The sequence below is a fragment of the Vibrio sp. OPT24 genome (assembly GCF_015163545.1).
GTDB classification, from domain to species: domain Bacteria; phylum Pseudomonadota; class Gammaproteobacteria; order Enterobacterales; family Vibrionaceae; genus Vibrio; species Vibrio cyclitrophicus.
In genome coordinates, this window is sequence record NZ_JADDYI010000016.1 from 66088 (window position 1) to 90776 (window position 24689).

Here is a 24689-nt window from a genome sequence, read left to right on the forward strand (position 1 = left end):
AAAGATATGATGAACACTCAATTTAATGAATCAGTAACTCGCGTATTGGCAGAAATGAACTTCGACTCTTTAGAGCAAGCGAACCAATACTGTAAAGCCCACAACGTTGATCCAAAAGCCATGGTGATGGACACCCAACCTATTGCTTTTGAAAGCGCTGCCGATGCTTATATCCTTGGTTCAGCACTAGCTCTATTCCGCAAAGCAAGCAACGCTGAACAAGCTGCGAATATCATTGGTGAAGGCCTTCAAGCATTCACCAAACCTGGCAGCGTTGCTGAGCAACGCCAAGTGGGGATCGGCCACGGTGCGCTAGCTGCGCGTCTTCTAAATGAAGAAAGCCACTGTTTTGCTTTCCTTGCGGGCCATGAATCTTTTGCTGCTGCAGAAGGTGCGATTAAAATTGCACTCAACGTCAACAAATCACGTCACAACCCATTAAAGGTAATACTCAATGGTCTAGGTAAAGATGCGGCTTACTTAATTTCTCGCATCAATGGTTTTACCTACGTGCGCACTCAATACGATTACCAAACGGGTGAGCTTGTTGAAACAGAACGTCGCCGCTTCTCACAAGGCCCTCGCGGAGAGATCTTGTGTTACGGCGCTGATGATGTACGTGAAGGCGTGGCAATCATGCACAGAGAAGAAGTAGATGTGAGTATTACAGGTAACTCAACTAACCCAACGCGCTTCCAACACCCTGTTGCAGGTATCTACAAAGCAGAGCGTACTCGCCAAGGTTTACCTTACTTCTCAGTTGCTTCAGGCGGCGGTACAGGTCGAACATTACACCCAGATAACGTGGCAGCAGGCCCTGCGTCTTACGGCATGACAGATACCATGGGCAGAATGCACGCTGACGCTCAGTTCGCTGGTAGCTCTTCTGTTCCGGCTCACGTGGCAATGATGGGCTTCATCGGTATGGGTAACAACCCAATGGTAGGCGCGACAGTCGCTCTCGCGGTTGCTGTTAGTGAAGCTCAAAACGCCTAACGACTGAACTTAGTAAATCTAATTAGAGGCTCCATAAGAAATCCGTTAATTGATAAACCGACAATAACGCGCAAATGAACCTCGACATCTATCACTAAATCTAAACAGCCAGTTTGAAGCTGGCTGTTTTTCATCCATATTTGCTCTACTATCTATTCCTAATCGTTATTTATCTATAAGATTAAATACACCTATCGCTAGGTATTTAACCTTATATTTTTAAAGGAATAATATGAAAGAGTTGATCATTCATACCATCACCGTATTCATGGGCTTTTTTGCCATCATGAATCCCATCGCCAATACCCCAATATTTTTGGGTTTAACGGCTGATAGCAATAGAGAGATGGTTAAGTCGATCGCTTTCCGCTCAGTGTTCATCGCCTTTATCATCGTGAGTACCTTTGCTATTTCCGGCAAGCTCATCTTTGACCTGTTTGGTATCACGCTTTACGCACTGCGCATAACCGGCGGTATTCTTGTATTTCTGATTGGTTTTCACATGCTACAAGGTGACTCGACGCATGCCAAAGCAAAAGAGAAGGTCAATTCAGACGCGCAGCAAGATGCAGCATTGAGTATCGCGGTATCACCTTTAGCCATGCCAATACTAGCGGGTCCCGGCACCATTGCAACTGCGATGAACTTTGCCAGCACAGAGGGGATTTACGAGACCATCATTACCATTGTGGCGTTTGGCCTCCTATGTACCCTAACCTACATACTGTTTGTATTCGGGGAGCGCTTTGTTAAAGCTGTCGGACCAAGTGCGTTGAACGTAATTACTCGAATGATGGGTTTGATACTTGCAGTTATTGGTATGCAGATGTTGATTGAAGGGATAGAACAGGCTTACAAGGCGCTGTTTATCTAGTTAATACCTCAAAATTCCAATACAAAAATAGCCAGCAATTTGCTGGCTATTTTTTAAGGCTTGTTTGTGAATTAGTTCGCTGGGCAGCCTTTCACTTCTAAACCATTACTCATATAGATTAGATCACCATCTGCTGGTGCGTACTGCGCGGCAGTGACATTAGGGTTATTAACAAAGAACTCGCGCAACACAGCGGCATCCGTTAACTGCGTCGAATCAACATCAATTATTGGGTAGTCATCACCGCCAGCGGCACTAAAGCTGATCACGGAGAACGTGTAGGTGTCCGCTAAATCAAAGCCTTTGCCATTGATATCTCGAATGGTCACATCACTCAAATCACAGTCGACGGTTAAGCTAATATTGTCGAGCTGGGCATAAGCGCCAGATCCTGCAGTCATCGTCGCAACAACGTCTAAATATGCTTTAACCTCAGCCCCTGTCATCGTTGCTTTAGTCACGAAGTTTCCGAAAGGTTGAACCGTCAGCACATCACGATAAGCAATATCACCCGCCGCAATTGAGTCACGAACACCACCAGAGTTCATCACACCAAAATCAGCATTAACTAACTTATAAGTGCGATAAGCTTCCCCTAACAAATGACCAAGGTTAGTTTGCTCAGATCGAACCACATTACGGTCACCTTCAAGCTTCGCATCGGTTTTAGAGATAATGACATCTAACAACTCTTGTCCCTGCTGCTGATACGCGGAAAGAGTAGCAATTACTGTTGAATTAGGTTCAATTTCAGATTGGATAAATTGGTAATCACCATTTTCATCCTTCTCTTTTAAGTTCACGGGTATCAGGTCGTACTTCGCTAAATGCAGCTTTCCATCGTAAAACTCAAAATCAGCTCTACCTACATATTTACCCCATTCGTGAGCTTGCATGATGTAGGTACCATTTTGCTGATCCGGCTTACAGTCATCTCCCGGATTGAAATCAGCATATTCATTACCTTCCATACAAACAGGATTTTGAGAGTGCCCGCCAATAATGGCATCTAACTGACCTTCTTCTAGAGAGCGAGCAAGCAACACATCGCCAGGCGCTTCACTACCATGCTGACCATCTGCGTAGTGCCCCATATGAGTCGTAGCAAAAATCAAATCAACCGTTTCATTGGCCTCAATTTCTTTTATGGCTTTTTTGATTTCGACTTGCGGGTCGGCAAAGTGAATCGTCGCGACGTTGTCAGGGTTAACTAATTTCGCCGTATCTTTAGTTGTCAGGCCAATAACCGCAACCTTTAAGCCATTGATAGTGAATACTTTATATGGAGAGAAAAGGCGTTCATCAGTAACTGTGTCTCCATCTTTGATATAAATATTAGCCGCTAGCATCGGGAAGTCGGCCAATTCCGCCTGCATATCTAACACATCCAAGCTATTGTCGAACTCGTGATTACCTAACGCCATCGCGTCGTAACCAAGAAGATTCATACCTACAAAATCTGGTACCGCATCCTGCATATCAGACTCTGGCACACCAGTATTAATGTCGCCACCGGACAATAGTATCGTCTCACCACCATTTTGAGTAACTTCTGCACGAATACTATCAATCAGCGTCTTACGAGCCGCCATCCCATACTCACCCTTACTGTTCTCCCAAAAACGACCGTGATTATCGTTAGTATGTAACACAGTAAACTTGGTACAAGAAGCAGCTGTGTCACACGTTACCGTGATGTCGTCACTATCCGAGCCACAACCAACCATCGCTATGCCGATAGAGAGCACCAGTAAAGACTTAGTAAAATTCATAGAAGATCCTTTATTAATCGTTTTAATGTCGTTATGGCAGGCAATATACTGACATCTTGCAGGGTTTTAGTGATCGTTCTCTTAATTACACTTCTGGAAAATTGGGTATTTACCCTAACTGTAGGCACAAGCGATTAATCAACAGAAGTCGAATAATTCTGATAATAAACATGAATTTATAAAGAAAGTGTGACTCACTCTATTGATACTGCTAACAAGAGGATGGGCTAAAGATAAGTGTCAGGTGTGGAAATGAAATGGCACAGCGCTACTTAAGCAAGCACGCCCCTGTTTAAGAGCGAGGTATAATATCCGGATAATGAAAACTATCGCTAAAAAGACAAGCAATATCATTTTACAGACTTTATCCCGATACGCCCTTTCATAACGAGGGCGCTCTCTTTATGATGAACGCAATTAAATTAACTTTGCTAACGGCAGCGCTTGTTATTCGAGCTTCTGTTATTGAATAGCAAAATCAAGACTCAACACATGGAGATTCAACATGGCTTACTTTTCACTAGCCTTCGGTACGGCAACCACAAATCGCGACAATAAAATTATTGAAGCGTTCTTCCCTAATCCACTTCTAAATCCAAGCGACGCTCTTGTGGCCGCAGTGGCTGAAGTATCAGGTTACTCTGAAGGCAACCAAGCTATCGAAATCTCTGCTGCACAAAGCGCAGAACTAGCGAAAGCATTCGCAGCAAACGACGATGCAGCAAACGCATCTTTCGCAGAAAAAGCTGCAGCGTCTGAACAGCCACTTGTTCTTGTTATTCTTGCTACTGACGAGAAGCCAGCATCTGTTGCTGAAGGCTTCCTAAAGCTACAACTTATCTCTAACCGCTTAGTACAACCGCACGGTACGGTACTAGACGGTATCTTCGGTTTACTGCACAACATCGCATGGACAAACGAAGGCCCTATCGACCTTCCTGAACTAGCGGAGCGTCAAATTGAAGCTCGTCTAGCTGGTCGTGCTCTGACTGTAGATTGCGTAGACAAATTCCCTAAAATGGTGGATTACGTGGTACCAACGGGTATTCGTATCGCTGATACTTCTCGTGTTCGTCTTGGCGCACACGTAGGTGAAGGCACAACAGTAATGCACGAAGGTTTCATCAACTTCAATGCAGGTACAACTGGTGTGAGCATGGTTGAAGGTCGTATCTCTGCTGGTGTTGTTGTGGGTAACGGTTCTGATATCGGCGGCGGCGCTTCTATCATGGGTACTCTGTCAGGTGGCGGTACTATGGTTATCTCTATCGGCGAAAACTGTCTACTAGGTGCAAATGCAGGTCTTGGCTTCCCAATGGGCGACCGTTGTACGGTTGAATCGGGTCTTTACGTGACTGCGGGAACTAAAGTTCGCATGCTAGATAAAGAAGGCAACGAAGTAGAAATCATTAAAGCTCGTGACCTTGCTGGCGTTTCTGATCTGCTGTTCCGTCGCAACTCGATCACAGGTCAAATTGAGTGCCTAGCGAACAAGTCTGCTGTTGAACTAAACAGCGAGCTACACAGCAACAACTAATCTAAACGTTAGACGCTAAATTACTAGATACTAAAAACTACAAAGCCGCTGGGGGTTTAATCCAGCGGCTTTTCTTTTATAAGAATAAACAAACTAGATTATGCTTTTTCGGCTGCCAGCTGCTCAAGAGCCTGAATAGAAGTTTCTGAAACCAATGTTCCATCCATGTAGTAACTGACCTTGTCGCCATCACGAACACCCATCAGTACAGCTTTTTGGCCATCATTATAGGTAATGTCCATACGTATCGTATTTTCATCGATTTGTTGCATTTCGCCTTGCTCGATATGACGATTGTTGAAACCAAGTGGGGCTTCTTTCAGCGAATCATCTAGGCTGTCGTTCACATCAATCATGGTGTCGACTTTGCTATCAAAGATGTGAGGCGCGCCAGTGAGTGGGTTTTTGCCTACCCAGAATTCGATCGAGTTGAATACGATGTAATCGGCTGCGAATGTTAAAGCGTAAACTGGAGCAAGCAAGAAGTTGACCCCGGCACGAGCGTAACGGTTGTCTACAACCTCAACGTTAAACTTCATTAGTTTCCCAGTAACCGCATTACTACCAACACACCCAGCTAACGACATGACAATCGCTGCTACTGCAACGGCTTTTGTAATTGTTGTTTTCATAGTTCCCTCTTATGCCACAATGATTGATTCAGTTTTTTGCATAGCCAAACAGCAGTCTTCCTGTTCACGTACAGAAATTCAGAGCCTAACAAATTGATTCCATAACATTTAGCGTAGTGGAGTTTTTTAGAACAGCAAACTGCAAACGTTAATTGTTTCGCTCTGGTTCCTAAAGAGTTGCCAACAAAAAAGCGCAGACCTTTCGGTCTGCGCTTTTATTGGCTTTTCAAATGATTCAGTTTAGTGAACCAGATTAACCCACATTCTTACGTGCGTTTTGGAACATACGCATCCAAGCGCCATTCTCGCCCCAACCTTCTGGAGACCAAGAGTTAGCAACCGTACGGAATACACGCTCTGGGTGAGGCATCATAATAGTTACGCGGCCATCGGTAGTCGTTAAACCTGTGATAGCGTTTGGCGAACCATTCGGGTTGTTCGGGTATTGCTGCGTTTGGTTACCGTTGTTATCAACGTAGCGTAGAGCAACCGTACCTGAGTTTTCAATCGCGTTTAGGTGGTCGTTGTCACGCACTTCTACGCGGCCTTCACCGTGAGAAACAGCGATAGGCATACGAGAACCTTCCATACCGTTGAAGAATACAGAATCAGACTTCTGAACTTCAACTAGGCTGAAACGAGCTTCAAAACGCTCTGATTCGTTACGAACGAAACGTGGCCAGTACTCGGCACCAGGGATAAGCTCACGTAGGTTAGACAACATCTGACAACCGTTACACACACCTAGAGAGAAGGTATCCTCACGCTTGAAGAAGTTTTCAAATTGATCACGAGTCGAGTCGTTAAATAGAACCGACTTAGCCCAACCTTCACCTGCGCCTAGTACGTCACCGTAAGAGAAGCCACCACAAGCCACAAGGCCGTTGTACTCTTCTAATACCGCTTGACCCGTTAGGATGTCGCTCATGTGAATATCCGTCGCTTCGAAGCCTGCACGGTCGAATGCTGCTGCCATTTCAACGTGAGAGTTAACCCCCTGCTCACGTAGAATCGCCATCTTAGGCTTAGCGCCCGTGTTAATGAATGGCGCTGCAATATCTTCGTTTACGTCAAAGCTTAGTTTCACGTTCAGACCTGGATCTGAGTTGTCTTTCTTCGCTTCGTGCTCTTGGTCTGCACAGATTGGGTTATCACGTAGACCTTGCATCTTGTGCGTGGTTTCAGCCCAGATAGTACGTAATTCAGTGCGGTTACGTTCAATCACTACAGACTCGCCAGACTTAATCACTAGCTCATCAGAGGCTTCAACAGAGCCGATTACGTGTGAACACGCTTCTAGGCCATTTGTTGCAAGAGTTGAAAGTACTGTGTCTAGGTCGTCGTTACGAACTTGGATTACCGCACCCAGTTCTTCGTTGAATAGTGCTGCTAGAGCATCTTCGCCTAGCGCTGCAATATCAGCATTAACACCACAGTGACCTGCGAACGCCATTTCAGCTAGCGTTACGAATAGACCGCCATCGCCTTTATCGTGGTAAGCGACAACTTGGTCGTTCGCTACAAGTGCTTGAACGCCTTCGTAGAAGCCTTTTAGCTGTGCCGCGTTGTCTACGTCTGCTGGCTTATCACCAAGTTGCTTGTAAACCTGAGCAAGTGCTGTTGCACCCATGCGGTTTTTGCCGTTACCTAAATCGATAAGAACTAGGCTTGTATTACCTTTGTCTGTACGTAATTGAGGAGTAATCGTTTTACGAACATCTTCAACACGTGCAAACGCAGTGATAACAAGAGATAGCGGAGACGTGACTTCTTTCTGCTCGCCGTTCTCTTCCCACTTAGTCTTCATCGACATTGAGTCTTTACCCACAGGGATAGTTAGACCCAGTGCCGGACATAGCTCTTCACCCACGGCTTTAACCGCTTCATAAAGGCCTGCATCTTCACCAGGGTGACCTGCTGGAGACATCCAGTTAGCCGACAGTTTAATGTGTTTGATATCGCCGATGTTGGTCGCTGCAATGTTAGTGATTGCTTCACCAACCGCTAGACGAGCTGACGCGCCGAAATCAAGTAGTGCAACTGGCGTACGCTCACCAAGAGACATCGCCTCACCGTGGTAAGAGTCGTAACTTGCTGCCGTTACCGCACAGTTAGCAACTGGAACCTGCCATGGGCCAACCATTTGGTCACGAGCTACAAGACCCGTTACCGAGCGGTCACCGATAGTGATTAGGAATGTTTTCTCTGCCACTGTTGGTAGGCGAAGAATACGGTCAACCGCTTCGTTTAGTTCGATACCAGAACGGTCAATCGCAGGATTGTTTGCTTTTAGCGTCTTCGCGTCACGGTGCATCTTAGGTGTTTTACCTAATAGGATGTCCATAGGCATGTCGATTGGCGTGTTGTCGAAGTGTGAATCTTCTAGTTTCAGATCACGCTCTTCTGTTGCCTTACCAACCACTGCATATGGTGCGCGTTCACGTTTACAAATCGCGTCGAACGTTGCCATATCTTTATCAGCAACCGCCATAACGTAACGCTCTTGAGATTCGTTACACCAGATCTCAAGTGGGCTCATGCCCGGCTCATCGTTTGGTACGTCACGTAGATTAAAGATACCGCCACGCTCGCCGTCGTCGACTAGCTCAGGAAGAGCATTCGAGATACCGCCCGCGCCCACATCGTGGATGAATGCGATTGGGTTCGCATCACCAAGCTGCCAACAACGGTCGATAACTTCCTGACAACGACGTTCCATCTCTGGGTTTTCACGTTGTACAGAAGCGAAATCTAGGTCTTCAGAAGATGAACCCGAATCCATTGAAGATGCAGCACCGCCACCAAGGCCGATGTTCATTGCTGGACCACCAAGAACGATTAGGCTTGCACCTACTGGGATCTCTTTCTTCTGAACATGATCATCACGAATGTTGCCTAGACCACCAGCAAGCATGATTGGTTTATGGTACCCACGCACTTCTTCGCCTGCGTGAGAATTTACTTTCTCTTCGTATGTACGGAAGTAACCTAATAGGTTTGGACGACCAAATTCGTTGTTGAATGCTGCGCCACCAAGAGGACCTTCAAGCATGATATCCAAAGCAGTAACGATACGGCTCGGCTTACCAAAGTCAGTTTCCCAAGGTTGAACGAAGTTCGGGATCTTAAGGTTAGATACAGAGAAAGCAACAAGGCCAGCTTTTGGCTTACCACCAATACCGGTTGCGCCTTCATCACGGATTTCGCCACCTGAACCTGTTGATGCGCCCGGCCATGGAGAGATTGCCGTTGGGTGGTTATGCGTTTCAACTTTCATCAAGATGTGTGTTTTTTCTTGGTGGTAGTTGTATTGGCGAGTTTCTGGATCTGGGAAGAAACGACCCACTTCAGAACCGGTCATTACCGCTGCGTTATCTTTATAAGCAGACAGAACGTGTTCTGGTGTCGTTTCAAAGGTGTTCTTAATCATCTTGAACAATGATTTTTCTTGCTTAACGCCATCGATAGTCCAATCAGCGTTAAAGATCTTGTGACGACAGTGCTCTGAGTTCGCTTGTGCAAACATCATTAGCTCGATGTCAGTCGGATTACGACCTAGCTTTTCAGTAAAGCTTTCAAGAAGGTAATCAATCTCATCTTCTGCAAGTGCTAGACCTAGGGTAACGTTTGCTTCTTCAAGCGCTTTACGCCCACCAGTTAATAGGTCAACTTCCGCATATGGAGCAGGCTCAGCAACTGTAAATAGTGCAGCCGCTGATTCGAAGTCAGTGAAAACCACTTCCATCATACGGTCGTGCAGGATTGCTTTCAGCTCAACAAGTTGAAGCTCAGAAAGTTCAGAAGAGGTTTCAATGTAGAAAGCAGTACCGCGCTCTAGACGTGACACTTTAGCCAGTCCGCAGTTATGTGCGATATCTGTTGATTTTGAAGACCAAGGCGAGATAGTGCCTGGGCGTGGCGTTGCAAGCAGCAATAAACCTTCAGGCTCATGCTCTTCAATCGTTGGACCGTAAGTCAGTAGCTTTTCTAGCTTCTCAACTTCAGACTCGTCTAGGTCTGCCGTTAGATCAGCAAAGTGGGCAAACTCAGCGTAAATACCTGTTACAGGTAAGCTTAATTCACGACAAAGCTCTAAAAGCTTGTTAACACGAAACTCAGATAGAGCTGGGGAGCCACGCAAAATTCTCATGTGCTTAGGTCTCTTATGCAGTTGATTAAGGTAGTATTGGAATAAATTCAGTGGGTTATAGGAACAACCTAACTGTTTTCTTCGAAGCTATTCCCGAAGGTTGCCAAACCTATGCCGATCCCACCTCTTCAATGCGAGCGCATTATAAAGCATTTCTTTTTGTGACGTAACACCAAAAGCAACCGTTTGCGTTATTTTTTTTATCTTTCTGCTCAAATGGAACTTTTGCTGCATTTATCAGCACTTTTACAACTGTTTAATTAAAGCAGCTTTGCCAGTCTTGCGGGGTTTGGTATAAAGGAGCTTCTACTTTTTGAGATTTCATTTTGATGCCTAAATTTACGCTCATCTTTTCGTCTAAATTCCTTCTGATCGCTATCGCTCTGTTTGGGTTAGCGGGATGCCAGATTGAATCTGAACCTAAAAGTGTTCTTGAGCAGATACGAGACCGTGGCGTTCTTCGTGTCGGCACCTTGAATAACCAACTCTCTTATTACATCGGTCCAGATGGCCCAGCAGGCTTGGATTACGAATTAGCTCGTGAGTTTGCGCAAGAGCTTGGTGTAAAGCTTGAGGTTAAACCCGCTTACCGTTTATCCGGCCTATTCCCAGCGTTACAGAAAGGCGAAATCGATCTTATCGCAACTGGGTTAACGCAAAATAGTAACCTGACACGCGCTTATCGCGCTGCGCCAGCTTATTATTATGTAAGCCAACAAGTCGTGTACAAAAAAGGCCAGTGGCGACCAAGAAACCTTGAGCAACTGATCAAGTTTGAAAATGAACGTCAGGCTGAGTTTGAAAAAGCACAAACTGAATCAGAAGAGGCGTCATCAAGCGAAACACTGACCCCCTCTTTAATTGTAGTAAAAGACTCACACTTCGAGCCAACACTAAAACAGCTACAGAACACACATGATGACTTTACCTACGATGCGGTCGGTAATGCGGACGTCAACGACCTACTAAAAGAAGTCTCGACAGGAGAGCGACTGTTTACCGTTGCAGATTCAATTGAGCTTTCATTGGCGCAACGTTTGTATCCAGAGGTCGCTCTCGCTTTTGAGCTAACAGAAGACCAACCTATCTCTTGGTACTTACAGAAATCTGAAGACGAAAGCCTGTATGCTTTACTGATTGAATTCTTCGGCAACCTAAAACAATCTGGTGAGCTCGCATCACTCGAAGAGAAGTATATAGGTCACATTGGTACCTTTGATTACGTTGATACTCGCGCCTTTATCCGTGCACTGGATAGCAAACTGCCAAAATGGTCGCCACTCTTTCAGGAATACTCTCAAGAGTTTGACTGGCGCTTGATTGCCGCTTTGGCATACCAAGAGTCACACTGGAATCCTGTTGCTCGCTCACCAACCGGTGTACGTGGCATGATGATGCTGACGCTACCCACAGCGAAAAGCGTTGGCGTGACTAACCGTCTTGACCCTAAACAGTCGGTACAAGGTGGTGTTGAATACTTGCGTCGTATCGTTAACCGAGTTCCAGACTCAATCACCCAACACGAAAAAATCTGGTTTGCCCTAGCCTCATATAACGTCGGTTACGGACATATGATGGATGCTCGTCGCTTAACCAAAGCGCAAGGTGGCGATCCTGACGCTTGGGGTGATGTAAAAGATAGGTTACCTCTGCTAAGACAAAAGAAATATTACAGCCAAACTCGGTACGGGTATGCACGTGGTGATGAAGCTAGGAACTACGTAGAGAACATTCGCCGTTATTACCAAAGCATTATTGGTCATGTAAATAAGCGAAATAAAGAACAAGAGGCTAACCTTGAAGATTTGGTGGTGATCCCACCTCTAGAAATCTCAGGTGCTGAATCGACTATCAGCGCAGCTCAGCCGACAGTCAGCAGTTCAGAATCCTTGCAGTAAAATCCAAAAGAGCAATGCCAATTAGCATTGCTCTTTTTTATTGTCTGCAAGATAAGAAGCAAAATAGCAGAATCTCTGACTGAGTAACTAAGTAACTAGCAACTAAGCAACTAAGCAACTAAGCAACTGGGGATTCTCACCATAAAACTGTGTTGTGAAATTAGGAATGTCATATTGCAGTAACAATCGAACCTTATAACGGCACACCACAATCAAGATTATGCTCTGTTGAACTTCGATGCTGGCTTTAGACTAGAACTGCTCTTCTAAGTAAGCCAAGCGTACGACAGGCCAAATAAACGAATAACACTATAATTAAATCGTTAGTCCAAATTAAAAAGTCAGACGACAAATAGGAAGTCATTGAAATGATGAAGAACAAGCTGAAATCGAAACGCCTTGATAAGACTGTTGCTGCAAACCGTCGTAAGCGTATGCTTTCAAATAATAAGAAAAAGATCATTTGGCGCAACCGTGCTTTCATGCAGATGATTGCTGAGTAAATGCCATGATGACCAAGTAAGTTTGCTTAGGCACTTAGGCACTTAGGCACTCCTAAAAGATAGAGTGCCTATTTAGATGGGCCTTATTTCTGTCTCGATTCTTCCTCTGAGCGCTCTTGCTTTCTTTTCTCTTTGATCTCTTTTCTACGACGCTTGAAAAACGCCTGCAATTGCTCACGACACTCAGCTTCTAGCAAGCCATGTTCAACGTCGGCATAGTGGTATGAGGCTTGGCTTTCAAACAAATTAAGTACTGTACCTGCAGCTCCCGCCTTTAAGTCTGGCGCTCCAAAGACAATTCGTTTTACGCGGCTGTGTAACAAAGCACCTGCGCACATAGGGCATGGTTCTAAAGTGACGTATAACGTAGTATCAAGTAAGCGATAATTTTCCAAAGCTTGGCCCGCTTTACGTAAGGTTTCGATTTCAGCATGTGCTGTCGCATCGTGGCTGCCAATCGAACGGTTCCACCCTTCAGCGATAATCTCTCCACCTTTAACCAGTATCGCACCAACGGGAACCTCTCCCTCTTTCTCAGCTTGCTTCGCTACCTCGATGGCGCGTCGCATGAAGATTTCATCTTGAGGGCTAAATTGATGATCTGACAAAGGGAACTCCAAAAAGGTAAAGCAAAAAATAGGTATGCCGTGAAGCATACCTAATCTTAGTAATAATGAACAATAGCGAGACAACGAACAATAGCGAGATTAAAGATATTAACGGCAGGCCTGTTCATTGAGTCACTAACGACTAGCGTCGCTAAAGTCGTTGGTTATCGGAGTCGCTTTGACGCTGACAATTCGATTGTTTTCAACCGAGGTAATTTCAAACTGCCATTGCTGATATTCGACAACCTCGCCAACCTCAGGTAAGCGACCAATTAACCAAGAGATTAAGCCGTTCAACGTCTGGAAACCTTCTTTCTCAACTTCTAGCTCTGATAGCTCTAAGCGATTCTTTAGTTCACTGAGCGGGATCAATCCATCCACCAGTAAACCGTCTTCGACTTCCTCAGTCCACAGGTCTTGAGGGTTATTAGACAGCTCACCGGCGATCGCTTCAAGAATGTCATAGTGCGTCACAAGGCCTTGCACATCGCCATATTCATCAACAATAAAGACCATCTCAGCACCTGAACCTTTAAAGTAGCTCAGTAAGCGCAACGCCTTCATCGACTCTGGAACATAGATTGGGGATTTAGAGAGCCCCATAATAACTTGAATACTTAAATTGCCCGCCTGATTCAGCAAAGCTTTGGCTGACACCGTACCGACGACTTGATTAAGGTGGTCTTGGCAAAGTGGAAATACGCTGTGCTTTGATAAACGCAGCTTCTTCAGCAACTGCTCAACAGGTTGGTCAATATCCAGAAAATCGACATCTCGCCGTGGGGTCATCAACGAGCTCACAAGACGATCATCAAGCTGCAAGATATTACGAATCATCTCTTGCTCGCCACGTTCTATCACACCAGATTCAGAGCCTTCTTTCACTAGGGCATGAATGTCATCTTCAGTGACACTATCTTCTTCACCACCACGTCCCATTAATTTGAGAATACCTTCGGTTGAAGCAGACAACGCAAACACAAATGGTGTCGCGATTTTAGATAACCAGAAGATAGGCAATGCGACTAACACGGCGATGTTTTCAGCTTGGGATTGAGCAAAACGCTTTGGCACCAACTCACCCACAACAATCGCGAAATAAGTAATACCAACAACGACGATCGCAGTAGACAGGATATTTGCTTGTGCAGGGTCGAATTCCCAGAGTTCAAGTTGAACGGCCAGTGGCGCAGATAGGGTCGCCTCACCCACAATACCGCTGAGTAGGCCTATCACTGTAATACCAATCTGAATGGTTGAAAGGAAACGAGTGGGATTTTCTTTAAGCTCGAGAGCAACCTGAGCGGAGCGATGTTTTTCGGCTAAGCGTTTCAACCGACTATTCTTTGCTGCTACCAGTGCAATCTCTGACATGGCAAACAGACCATTTAAAACAATTAACCCCACTAAAAGCAGAATCTTCATGTGGCTTGGATTTCCTAATTTTACCGACCAACAATTAGCCGTAATCCGGAGTATAAGCTGAGTGTCTTGATTTTGAATATAAAAAGTTGTGGATATAAAAAGTCTTAGATATAAAAAATAGACAAAAATAGCGAAAAAAAAAGCCCGCACATTTTGGTGCAGGCTTCGATGATTTTATCTTACTAACTTTTTGCTTTTCTTACTTAGCTTACATTGTGTAAGTGTAAGGAGCTTGGATACCTAGTGGGATACCAAGAGCCCAGTAAGCTAGCAAGAAGATTGACCAACCGATTAGCATAGCAATCGAGAATGGCATCATTAGAGAAGCTAGAGTACCGATACCTGTCGACTTAACGTAACGTTGACAGTAAACAACAACCAGTGGGAAGAACACCATCAATGGAGAGATGATGTTAGACACTGAATCACCAACACGGTAAGCCGCTTGAGATAGCTCTGGAGAGATACCCACAACCATTAGCATAGGAACTAAGATAGGACCAATAAGAGCCCACTTAGCTGAAGCTGAACCCACAAGAAGGTTAACTGCAGCCGTTAGTAGAATCATACCAACAACCGTTGCTTCACCTGGAAGGTCCATCGCTTTCAAGCCTTCTGCACCATAAAGTGCCAGCATAGTACCGATGTTTGATTGAGCGAATGCAGATAGGAACTGAGCACAGAAGAACGACATTACAATGTACGCGCCCATCGTTGCCATTGTCTCAGACATTGCTTTGATAACATCATTACTATTCTTGAAAGTACCCGCTACACGGCCGTAGACGATACCTGGAATAATAAACAGGATGAAGATCAGAGGAACAATAGACTTCATTACTGGCGCTGAGAACGCTGTTAGTTCACCTTCAGGCGAACGAAGTGCTGAGTTTTCAGGAACCAAAGCTGCGATAAGTAGACCAATACCCGCAACCATTGCCCAACCAGCAAATTTGAATGCTTTAGATTCAATCGCTGTGAATGTACCTAGGTCAGGTGCCTGTTCTGCATCTTCATCAACAGGTGTGTTAGCAAGACGAGGCTCAATAACCTTCTCTGTTACGTACCAACCGATACCAACGATTAGAACTGAAGATAGGCCAGTAAAGAAGATGTTCGCTAGAGGGTTAACCACGTATGCAGGGTCAAGAACGTTTGCCGCGGTTTGAGTGAAACCTGCTAGTAGCGGATCAATACCTGAAGGAATGAAATTCGCTGAGAAACCACCTGATACACCAGCAAACGCTGCTGCAATACCCGCTAGAGGGTGACGACCCGCTGCGTGGAAGATGATGCCGCCAAGAGGAATGACTAGAACGTAACCTGCATCTGCTGCTGTGTGAGACACGATAGCAACCAAGATTAGCATTGGCGTTAATAGCTTAGCTGGCGTGAAATTAAGCATCTTCTTAAGGCCAGTCGTAATGAAGCCTGAAGAGTCAGCAACGCCAACACCTAGCATAGCAACAAGTACGATGCCTAGAGGTGCGAAACCTGTGAACGTGGTAACCATATTCGCGAGGAAGCTAGCAAGCGCTTCACCAGTGAGTAGGTTGTTAACTTCTAGAGCAGCACCCGTTTGAGGGTTGATTAGATCGAATGAAAGATTCGACAAAAGTGCAGATGCTACCCATACAATAACTAGAGCCCAGAAGAACAGAATTGCTGGATCTGGAATTTTGTTGCCGGCGCGTTCAATGAAGTTTAGAAAGCGGTCCATTCCACTGATCTTCTCAGTCGATGGTGCTTTTTTTACGGCTTGGTTACTCATGGTAACTCCATATGTGATGTTGTTTGTTTAGGCCTAATATAAGTTTGGACCATGGCCTATTGGTGCAGCACATATTCTATTAAAGTCGTCATTAAAAAGCACAAGATTCCATCTTATTTTCCATAAATGGAGACATATTTTGCAAAAATACCATACAACAGCAACAATATAAAAACACAAAACATACCATTCCATATACAGAGTTTTAACTGGCACATAAAGAATGTCCGAGAAGAGCAAACTATCACGACATTGAAGTTATAAACCCAATCAATCGAACTCGCTGTATTTAGAAATCATGGTATGTAATTCGATCTCTTGATTATTACCAAACCGGTCTTCCCATGAGCTTGTTATCTGAACGGTCTTCAGCGCTCCGGATAAACTGTTCGTCACTGTCCAATCAAGTTGATATTTAAAATGCGAGTGATCCATGCCATCAACAATATCCGTAGCAAAATCCGCAGGCGTTATACTCGATAAAGCGGCAGATGCGCCTCGAGTTCTAAACCATTCCAGCTTATTTTCAGCCAAATTCAAAGCTTCTACACTATGAATAGCAAAGTCAGACTTTTGCTCAACATATGTTTGTAACTTAATTAGCCCTAGCGAACCGACTCCTATCAATAAAAATGAAATGAGTACTTCAATTAGGCTAAAACCTTTTTGCTTATAAATCATTCCATGAACCTTTCTGCCACTTCGCCTTTGAGCTGTTATTTGGGACAGATCCAGAGTCAAAGGTCAAACTTAGTGAAACACCAAAAACGGTTAAGCCGCCAGGAGTATCAAAAACGTAACCTCCTTTAGGTTTAAATGCACCACGTGAAAAGAATGTTAGCTTCTGTTTTTGGGTAGTCGTTAACTCAGCTGTAGATAGATTGCTATACGTAGAAACATCACTTGTCCAACGCGAACTTAAATCAGCACTGCTTGAAATCGTAGAGGTAAATAAGTGATATATAATGCCTGGAAAATCATTAGCTCCATTCACGGTAAGAATTCCATCTTGAACAACTAACACCTTCGATGAAACACCAATTAAGGTTGTATTTAACAAGTTGCCACTTTCTAGGTCACAGTCCCCTTCAACCCAAACGAAATCATTCAAAGAGTAGGCATTCTTAATCCGGTCCTGACAGCTATCACTTCCCGAAAAGCCTGAAGTTACAGTCCCTTGTACAATCTCATATTCAGCTTTTATTGAGTCAATATTACTTCTTGTATCCCCAAAAAAGCTTTCAAATGGATCGAGACTAGAGTCATAAACAAAATCATTTTCTACTAGCTTACCAGGCCCTCTATGTGTTCTATCATCCCCTGCGACAGTTAGATCATAATCCCATTTACTATGCTTAACACAATTGCTATCGCCTGAAGGGCATGAGTAATCGGATTCAGCGGTATCTGTTTGATATGCGCTGTTACAAGTAACTCCTGCTGGGTTCAAAGTTTTAAATGAACCGTTCATGATGAATCCACTCGCATATCTTACAGATACGCATTGATCGACTCCTTCTACATCAGGAATAAATTCATTTGCACCAATCAATTTGAGGTTAGAACGAGCTTGAATTGCTCCAATGAAACGAGAAGTTATTGTTATATTCTTTTTTAGGGAATTGTAGCCACTCATTGAGGTCAACGTATATGTTGTATCACCTATAGTACTGGGGGAGATAGAAATGGAGGATAAAGTACATGCGTTATAAATATGGTCTAACGGATGAGTGGAATTATCTTCTTTGATTTCTGTAAACCCACACTCTAGACCTCCCTCTGCTTCCCAATGTTGCTTGCGCGCTTCTACTTCATTCTGAGATCTTTTTATTTGATAAAAAACAGAGCGATAACTACCAAAAGTCAACATTAACGCAGTAACTAGTAATACACTTGTTGTAAGTAAAACAACCGCACCTTGTTGATTTTTATTCATCGCCAATTCCTATTTTTTACAATCACACTTGATGAATAATTAACGGACGTATCTCCTACTAATTCAGCAGAAATCATAATGGTTGTAATACCTGAACTAACCCCTTGAGATTCAATACTTGACTGATTCGCATGAAAATCAACGACTCTAATTTGATTCGGCTCAAAGATAGAAGAGCACCCACTAATCGCCGCTGATACTGTTTTTACGATACTGGAGGGGCTATCACACACCTTGACCAAACCTGAATCAAATACAAAAGCGACATTTCGAATCTCTGATTGATGAGTGTAAGCATATGCAACCGTTTTTGAATCAGGAGAAATATATAAAGTATCGGTGGAGCCTGATAATTTTAGAGATACACCTGTCCCTCCATCGTAGCCCGCACGCTGGATATCTTCTTTAAAGTATTGAAGAGCTCCTGAAACTTGTTGTAATAGTAATAATTCTTTACTTCTCTCGGATGCGATGTTTTGTCCGGATATAAATACCGACCCCACACTTCCAATAACGACAATTCCCAAAATGGAAGAGATCATAAATTCGACTAATGTTGCACCGAACTGCTGCCTCCTAAGTGCAGATCTGATAACCATAAAAGTCTCCTTCTACACCACAAATTCTCATTCTTCCTGAAGTACGATATGTTATAAACTTTAAAGGCTTAGAGTTCATATCAAATAAGAGATGGCCATCTTTAGCTTTACCGTTTACTCCACTAAATTTAATTTGTTCAGAACTGTAGTTAACGGTGAAATCTACGTTTCGAAATGAGGCACCTTCCAGTGTAAGAATTGTCGTACCAGTATTCGGAATATCGAATTCGGTCAATTCAATTTTCCAATCACCGGTGTCATTTGAATTACCATTCATTAAAAAATGAGCCCAAAGATCAGTATTTCTCATAACTGCCTCAGATTTTGCCTGCATCATAAAACCATTCAACTCAGTAGCTAACCGTTGCATCTTCACTGTTTCCGAGACAGAACTAAAACTTGGAGCGGCAACAGCCAATAATATAGAGAGCACTGATATGGTTATGAGTAGCTCTAAGAAGGTAAACCCGCGAGACATTTCCCAAATTCCTATGTAAACCGATACGTAACCGTATTTAATCTTGCAAGGATGCTACCACCGAAGAAAAATAGGCTGAATATAGAGAAGGAACTACTCGTGATGATTCGAAAAAATAAATGCAACAACAACAACTTAAGTTGCAAAGGGATGACATTGATCGAACTATTGGTCGCAGTGGCTATTATTGGAGTGCTAACCGCTATCGCCTACCCAAGCTATACCGAACATGTCATTAAATCGCATAGAACAGCAGCATTAGCTGATATGGCAAAAATACAACTCACACTTGAGCAGTCATACAACGGTGTCTATAACTGGGGCAGTATTATTTCAGGAGGGGCTTGTGCTATATGTGAATCACCAAGTGACCGCTATGTATTTTCTGTCGCAAGTTCAAGTAGCATGGCATATACAATAACCGCCACGGCACAGTCAACTAAGGGGCAAAGTGGTGACTCTTGCCTAGGCACTCCCAAAACAATGACGCTCAAATCTTCAGGTGAAGAATCCCCTGTAAATTGCTGGAACTAATAGACGTTAATATCCTTGGTATGAGTAATGAATGACTAAGCATATACATAGCTGCATTTTTTAACTAAACGAGAAGATCAAAAAAGCCTGCACATAGGCAGGCTTTAAAATTTTCAAACCACGATCTAATTACTTAGTAAGGTCATCGAAGAAGTTTTTAACACCGCTGAAGAAACCTTCAGACTTTGGCTTATGTTTGCTTGCTGCTTCGCCACAGCATGTTTCTTCGAACTCACGCAGTAGTTCTTTTTGACGAGAGCTTAGCTTAACCGGTGTTTCAACCACTAGCTTAACGATTAGATCACCCACACCGCCGCCACGAACGCCTTTAACGCCTTTGCCACGCATACGGAACATACGGCCCGTTTGTGTCTCTTCTGGCACCTTAAGGTTTACACGGCCATCCAATGTCGGAACTTCAACTTCACCACCTAATGCTGCCATGGTGAAACTAACTGGTACTTCGCAGTAAAGGTTGTTGCCGTCACGCTCAAAGATGTTGTGCTCTTTTACGTGAACTTGTACGTACAGGTCGCCAGCTGGAGCGCCCTGCTCTCCCGCTTCACCTTCGCCAGATAGACGAATACGGTCGCCAGTATCAACACCAGCAGGGATCTTAACGTTAAGCGTTTTAGTCTTCTGTTTGCGACCTTGGCCATGACATGAGTTACATGGATCCTTGATGATCTTGCCTTTACCATTACAAGTAGGACAAGTCTGTTGAACCGCAAAGAAGCCTTGACGCATTTGTACTTGGCCATGGCCATGACAAGTGCCACATGTTTGTGCTGAAGAGCCCGCTTTAGCGCCACTACCATCACAAATATCACACTCAACAAGTGTTGGTACTTCGATTTCTTTAGAAACACCACGAACCGCTTCTTCTAGAGAAAGCTCCATGTTGTAACGTAAATCTGAACCACGTTGTGCACGCGCTTGACCACCACCACGACGACCACCGCCGAAGATATCGCCAAATACGTCACCGAAAATATCGCCGAAATCACCTTGACCACCGCCGCCGAAACCGCCGCCGCCGCCCATACCGCCTTGTTCAAAAGCGGCATGACCGTATTGGTCATAAGCTGCTTTCTTTTGTGGATCGGTCAGGATCTCGTACGCTACTTTTACTTCTTTAAACTTCTCTGGCGCAGTATCGTCACCTTGGTTACGATCCGGGTGAAACTTCATCGCTAAGCGTTTGTACGCTTTTTTAATATCGCGCTCTGATGCATCGCGGCTTACGCCTAATACTTCGTAAAAATCACGTTTTGACATGTTCTAGGTCACCAAAATAATTGCTACTACCGAATGATCACTTCAGTAGTCTGTGTATCAATCTAGATAAAAGTTCTGTCGGCTGAAATACCGAATAAAGCTATTATCTAGATAGACAAGTCTAAATACAAATTTACGGGCGTTAGAGTTACCTCTGACGCCCGTATATTTAGAAATCGAAAAACGACTTTTTCTAAGCTAAAACACGTTAGTTCAAGGAGAAGGCACGGACTTTCTTAACCAACCAAAAGGTAAGTGTAAGTGAGTACCTTCGACGCAGAAATCACGTGTTATAGCGACGAAAAATTATTTTTTGTCGTCTTTAACTTCTTCAAACTCCGCGTCAACAACATCGTCGTCTTGCTTAGATTGTTCACCAGCGTCAGCACCTGCTTGTTCAGCTTGAGCTTTCTGTTGAGCAATTTCCATTAGCTTTTGAGCAGCTTGCATAAGTTCTTGAACTTTAGCGTCGATAGCTTCTTTGTCGTTACCAGACTTAACTTCTTCTAGTGCCGTGATAGCCGCTTCGATCTTCTCTTTCTCGTCAGCAGGTAGAGCTTCACCAGCTTCTTCTACTTGCTTCTTAGTGCCGTGGATCATTTGGTCAGCTTGGTTACGTGTAGTAACTAACTCTTCGAACTTTTTGTCCGCTTCTTTGTTAGCTTCTGCTTCTTGTACCATCGCTTCGATCTCTTCCTCAGACAAACCGCCTGATGCTTGGATAGTGATCTTTTGCTCTTTACCTGTTGCTTTATCTTTAGCAGATACGTTCAGGATACCATCAGCATCTAGGTCGAATGTTACTTCGATTTGTGGCATGCCACGTGGTGCTGGTTGGATACCTTCTAGGTTGAACTGACCAAGAGACTTGTTGTAAGTCGCTTGTTTACGCTCACCTTGAAGAACGTGAATAGTTACTGCGTTTTGGTTGTCTTCAGCTGTAGAGAACACTTGATCCGCTTTAGTAGGGATAGTTGTGTTTTTCTCGATAAGCTTAGTCATTACGCCACCCATCGTTTCGATACCGAAAGATAGAGGAGTAACGTCTAGTAGTAGAACGTCTTTAACGTCACCAGCTAGTACACCACCTTGAACAGCAGCACCCATTGCAACAGCTTCGTCAGGGTTCACGTCTTTACGTGGCTCTTTACCGAAGAATTCAGTTACTTTAGCTTGAACCATAGGCATACGAGTCTGACCACCAACTAGGATAACGTCAGTGATTTCGCCGACAGATAGGTCAGCATCTGCTAGAGCTACTTTTAGTGGCTCTAGAGAACGTTGAACTAGGTCTTCAACTAGAGACTCAAGCTTCGCACGAGTCACTTTGATGTTCATGTGCTTAGGACCAGTCGCATCAGCAGTAACGTAAGGTAGGTTTACGTCAGTTTGAGTAGTAGAAGAAAGCTCGATTTTCGCTTTTTCTGCTGCTTCTTTAACACGCTGCATTGCTAGTGGATCAGCTTTAAGGTCGATACCTTGCTCTTTCTTGAACTCATCTACTAGGTAGTTGATCATGCGGTTATCGAAATCTTCACCACCAAGGTGAGTATCACCGTTAGTTGAAAGAACTTCGAAAGTCTTCTCGCCTTCTACTTCATCGATTTCGATGATAGAGATATCGAATGTACCACCACCAAGGTCGTATACAGCGATAGTGCGATCACCACCTTGCTTGTCTAGGCCGTAAGCCAGAGCAGCAGCAGTAGGTTCGTTGATAATACGTTTAACATCTAGACCAGCGATACGACCAGCATCTTTCGTTGCTTGACGTTGAGCATCGTTGAAGTAAGCAGGAACAGTTACAACTGCACCAGTTACTTCTTCACCTAGGAAGTCTTCAGCTGTTTTCTTCATTTTCTTAAGAACTTCAGCAGATACTTGAGGAGCAGCCATTTTTTGGCCTTGCGCTTCAACCCATGCATCACCGTTGTCAGCCTTAACAATGTTGAAAGGCATGATTTCGATATCGCGTTGAACTTCTTCATCTTCAAAACGACGACCGATTAGACGCTTAATAGCGAACAGTGTGTTTTGAGGGTTAGTAACAGCTTGACGTTTTGCAGGTTGACCAACTAGCGTCTCGCCTTCAGTGTATGCGATTACCGATGCTGTTGTGCGTTCGCCTTCAGCATTCTCTAGTACGCGTGGTTTGTCGCCGTCAAGAACAGCAACACAAGAGTTAGTAGTACCTAAATCAATACCAATGATTTTACCCATCAGGCCATCTCCGAATATATATTATTTAGTTTTTTGCTATACCCACATATGTGGGGGTGGTAATCAGGGAATCAACCCTAATACACAAAATTAAAGTGCAAATGTAATTTGCTTTCGTATGCACCATAGATAAGGGCTGCAAACTGGTTTTCAAGGGAAAAAGTAAAAAAAATCTGATTTTTTCCCTATCTTTCTGCTTAAGAAGAAAAAGTAGCTCATCCCTTACGGTTTAAGGCGCCAAAGTTGACACATTCATGCGTTCACCTTCAGCAATAAAATAGTCGCCCTATTCTATTTCACATAAAAAAAGACCTTCACTAGGAAGGTCTTTTTCAAATAACGCTTGTTCAGTTAGTTATGGATTCGCAATATTATTGATTGAGAATTAACTGGTAGAAGCTCGCTTGTGTGTAGTCACCCGCTTCCATACCACGCCACTCACATGCCGAACTCGACTTCTTAGTGTTACATTGATTGTATGCACCCGCTTTGAAGTACATCCAATCTTGACCATAGCCAAGATCAACGTCGTGTCCTTGATATTTACCTTTCGCCAGATCAACATCATATGTCTTCACAATTGGATCCGACGAGTTTGGATTCTTAGTAAACGTTAAGTGCATGATGTTATCTTTAATATTTACATCATATGAAAAAACTTCACCTAACTTAATGCCATCGCTAGGGTCAGAACTGCCCTTTTTCAAATTGTATTGACCAAATACATCATGGCGAATGTCTTTACGAAGTTTCTTTCCATTTTCATCTTTCGCGTTTTTCAATTCTTTCGGCGGGTTGAGCTCGTAGTTCCATGTTAATGAACCATGCTCATGCTCTGGTAGTTTACGGTAAACAATTTTAAGAGGTTCATTGTCCGAGCCGTGAATTTGCCCGATGACGACTGAAAATGCGCCTGTTTTATTGTAGTTACCACTGGTACTCACCTGATCGACAGAAAGCGTCGCCGTCATTTGGCCGCCAATAGAGCCAAACTCTTCTGCATTCTTATGGCTCGAAATAGCAAAGTTGTTACTCGGAGCTGAGTAACTATCCGCCAGCATTGCTCTTAGCTCACTACGAGTGTTCTTACTGTTTGGTGTCGTTGGTGCCGTATTCGGAGCCACAAATACCATCGCCCCAGATTCTGCATCAGTGTAGAACCATTTCGGGTGAACGTAAGGTGTGTCTACATTCGACAGTTCTTTCTTACCGATCTCTAGCGTTTTGCCTTTTCTAGATCCTTCGGTCGTTAACTCAGGTAAGTTAATTTTCCATTTAGATAAATCAAAGTTTTGTGCTGGTGCTTTTGCAGGGTCAAGATCAAATTGTTGACCAACATTGATATTTGAAGCGAGAGCTGGAACAGCTAAAAGAGTGGCCGTCAGTAAGCTAAGGTAAGACAACTTCATTATTGGGTTTCCTTTATGTCGTCAGAATGTAGGTTGTCAAAACAATAAAATAATATTGTATTATTATAT

Annotated in this window: 19 protein-coding genes; 6 read left to right on the forward strand and 13 right to left on the reverse strand. The window is 43.9% G+C overall.

What is annotated here, in order from left to right; genetic code table 11:
• The first annotated feature begins 6 nt into the window (after positions 1-6).
• The gene (locus tag IQO02_RS05120; protein ID WP_016790314.1) at positions 7-996 is read left to right on the forward strand and encodes a GGGtGRT protein; all 990 of its coding nucleotides are present in this window, start codon (positions 7-9) and stop codon (positions 994-996) included.
• 232 nt (positions 997-1228) lie between these two features.
• A complete protein-coding gene (locus IQO02_RS05125) occupies positions 1229-1870 on the forward strand; it encodes a MarC family protein (RefSeq protein ID WP_010438967.1) in 642 nt (213 codons plus the stop codon).
• A 71-nt stretch (positions 1871-1941) separates the two neighbouring features.
• Here IQO02_RS05125 and ushA read toward each other — a convergent pair whose 3' ends face one another.
• On the reverse strand, positions 1942-3642 hold the full coding sequence (gene ushA / locus IQO02_RS05130; protein ID WP_016792172.1) for a bifunctional UDP-sugar hydrolase/5'-nucleotidase UshA: 1701 nt from the start codon (positions 3640-3642) through the stop codon (positions 1942-1944).
• 505 nt (positions 3643-4147) lie between these two features.
• On the opposite strand from ushA, the gene dapD reads away from it, so the two are divergent.
• Entirely contained in the window at positions 4148-5179 is a 1032-nt protein-coding gene (gene dapD, locus IQO02_RS05135) for a 2,3,4,5-tetrahydropyridine-2,6-dicarboxylate N-succinyltransferase (protein ID WP_010438963.1), read from the forward strand.
• Between the two features lie 98 nt (positions 5180-5277).
• Here the strand turns inward: dapD and IQO02_RS05140 are convergent, their stop codons facing one another.
• Together IQO02_RS05140 and purL are read right to left on the reverse strand one after the other, a co-directional pair.
• On the reverse strand, positions 5278-5811 hold the full coding sequence (locus IQO02_RS05140; protein WP_010438960.1) for a DUF3332 domain-containing protein: 534 nt from the start codon (positions 5809-5811) through the stop codon (positions 5278-5280).
• 253 nt (positions 5812-6064) lie between these two features.
• Entirely contained in the window at positions 6065-9961 is a 3897-nt protein-coding gene (gene purL / locus IQO02_RS05145; protein WP_016784799.1) for a phosphoribosylformylglycinamidine synthase, read from the reverse strand.
• A gap of 329 nt (positions 9962-10290) precedes the next feature.
• Here purL and mltF point away from each other — a divergent pair, with 329 nt between their 5' ends.
• The gene (mltF, locus tag IQO02_RS05150) at positions 10291-11859 is read left to right on the forward strand and encodes a membrane-bound lytic murein transglycosylase MltF (protein ID WP_102305938.1); all 1569 of its coding nucleotides are present in this window, start codon (positions 10291-10293) and stop codon (positions 11857-11859) included.
• A 368-nt stretch (positions 11860-12227) separates the two neighbouring features.
• Entirely contained in the window at positions 12228-12362 is a 135-nt protein-coding gene (locus IQO02_RS22340) for a hypothetical protein (protein WP_010438952.1), read from the forward strand.
• Between the two features lie 83 nt (positions 12363-12445).
• On the opposite strand, the gene tadA is transcribed toward IQO02_RS22340, so the two are convergent.
• The 7 genes from tadA to IQO02_RS05185 form a co-directional block, all read right to left on the reverse strand.
• Complete coding sequence (gene tadA / locus IQO02_RS05155) at positions 12446-13018, reverse strand: tRNA adenosine(34) deaminase TadA (protein ID WP_371956769.1); 573 nt, start codon at positions 13016-13018, stop codon at positions 12446-12448.
• Positions 13019-13105: 87 nt separating this feature from the next.
• Complete coding sequence (locus IQO02_RS05160; RefSeq protein ID WP_010438948.1) at positions 13106-14395, reverse strand: hemolysin family protein; 1290 nt, start codon at positions 14393-14395, stop codon at positions 13106-13108.
• Positions 14396-14603: 208 nt separating this feature from the next.
• Entirely contained in the window at positions 14604-16166 is a 1563-nt protein-coding gene (locus IQO02_RS05165) for an AbgT family transporter (RefSeq protein WP_010438945.1), read from the reverse strand.
• Between the two features lie 270 nt (positions 16167-16436).
• Positions 16437-16847, reverse strand: coding sequence for a type IV pilus modification PilV family protein (locus tag IQO02_RS05170; protein WP_016768353.1), 411 nt, complete (start codon positions 16845-16847; stop codon positions 16437-16439).
• Positions 16837-18102, reverse strand: coding sequence for a hypothetical protein (locus tag IQO02_RS05175; protein WP_016785982.1), 1266 nt, complete (start codon positions 18100-18102; stop codon positions 16837-16839). The genes IQO02_RS05170 and IQO02_RS05175 overlap by 11 nt, the downstream gene beginning before the upstream one ends.
• A complete protein-coding gene (locus IQO02_RS05180; RefSeq protein WP_010438939.1) occupies positions 18099-18701 on the reverse strand; it encodes a PilW family protein in 603 nt (200 codons plus the stop codon). Before IQO02_RS05180 ends, IQO02_RS05175 begins: the two co-directional genes overlap by 4 nt.
• The gene (locus tag IQO02_RS05185) at positions 18679-19179 is read right to left on the reverse strand and encodes a GspH/FimT family pseudopilin (protein WP_016794136.1); all 501 of its coding nucleotides are present in this window, start codon (positions 19177-19179) and stop codon (positions 18679-18681) included. Before IQO02_RS05185 ends, IQO02_RS05180 begins: the two co-directional genes overlap by 23 nt.
• 102 nt (positions 19180-19281) lie before the next feature.
• Here IQO02_RS05185 and IQO02_RS05190 point away from each other — a divergent pair, with 102 nt between their 5' ends.
• The gene (locus tag IQO02_RS05190) at positions 19282-19713 is read left to right on the forward strand and encodes a type IV pilin protein (RefSeq protein WP_010438935.1); all 432 of its coding nucleotides are present in this window, start codon (positions 19282-19284) and stop codon (positions 19711-19713) included.
• A gap of 129 nt (positions 19714-19842) precedes the next feature.
• On the opposite strand, the gene dnaJ is transcribed toward IQO02_RS05190, so the two are convergent.
• The 3 genes from dnaJ to IQO02_RS05205 all read right to left on the reverse strand — a co-directional run bounded on the left by dnaJ (position 19843) and on the right by IQO02_RS05205 (position 24620).
• On the reverse strand, positions 19843-20991 hold the full coding sequence (gene dnaJ / locus IQO02_RS05195) for a molecular chaperone DnaJ (protein ID WP_010438932.1): 1149 nt from the start codon (positions 20989-20991) through the stop codon (positions 19843-19845).
• A 306-nt stretch (positions 20992-21297) separates the two neighbouring features.
• Positions 21298-23211, reverse strand: a complete 1914-nt coding sequence (dnaK, locus tag IQO02_RS05200) for a molecular chaperone DnaK (protein WP_010438931.1) — start codon at positions 23209-23211, stop codon at positions 21298-21300.
• Positions 23212-23582: 371 nt separating this feature from the next.
• Positions 23583-24620 carry a polysaccharide lyase family 7 protein gene (locus tag IQO02_RS05205; protein WP_010438927.1) on the reverse strand — a complete coding sequence of 346 codons (1038 nt, stop codon included), beginning with the start codon at positions 24618-24620 and terminating at the stop codon, positions 23583-23585.
• Positions 24621-24689 lie beyond the last annotated feature (69 nt).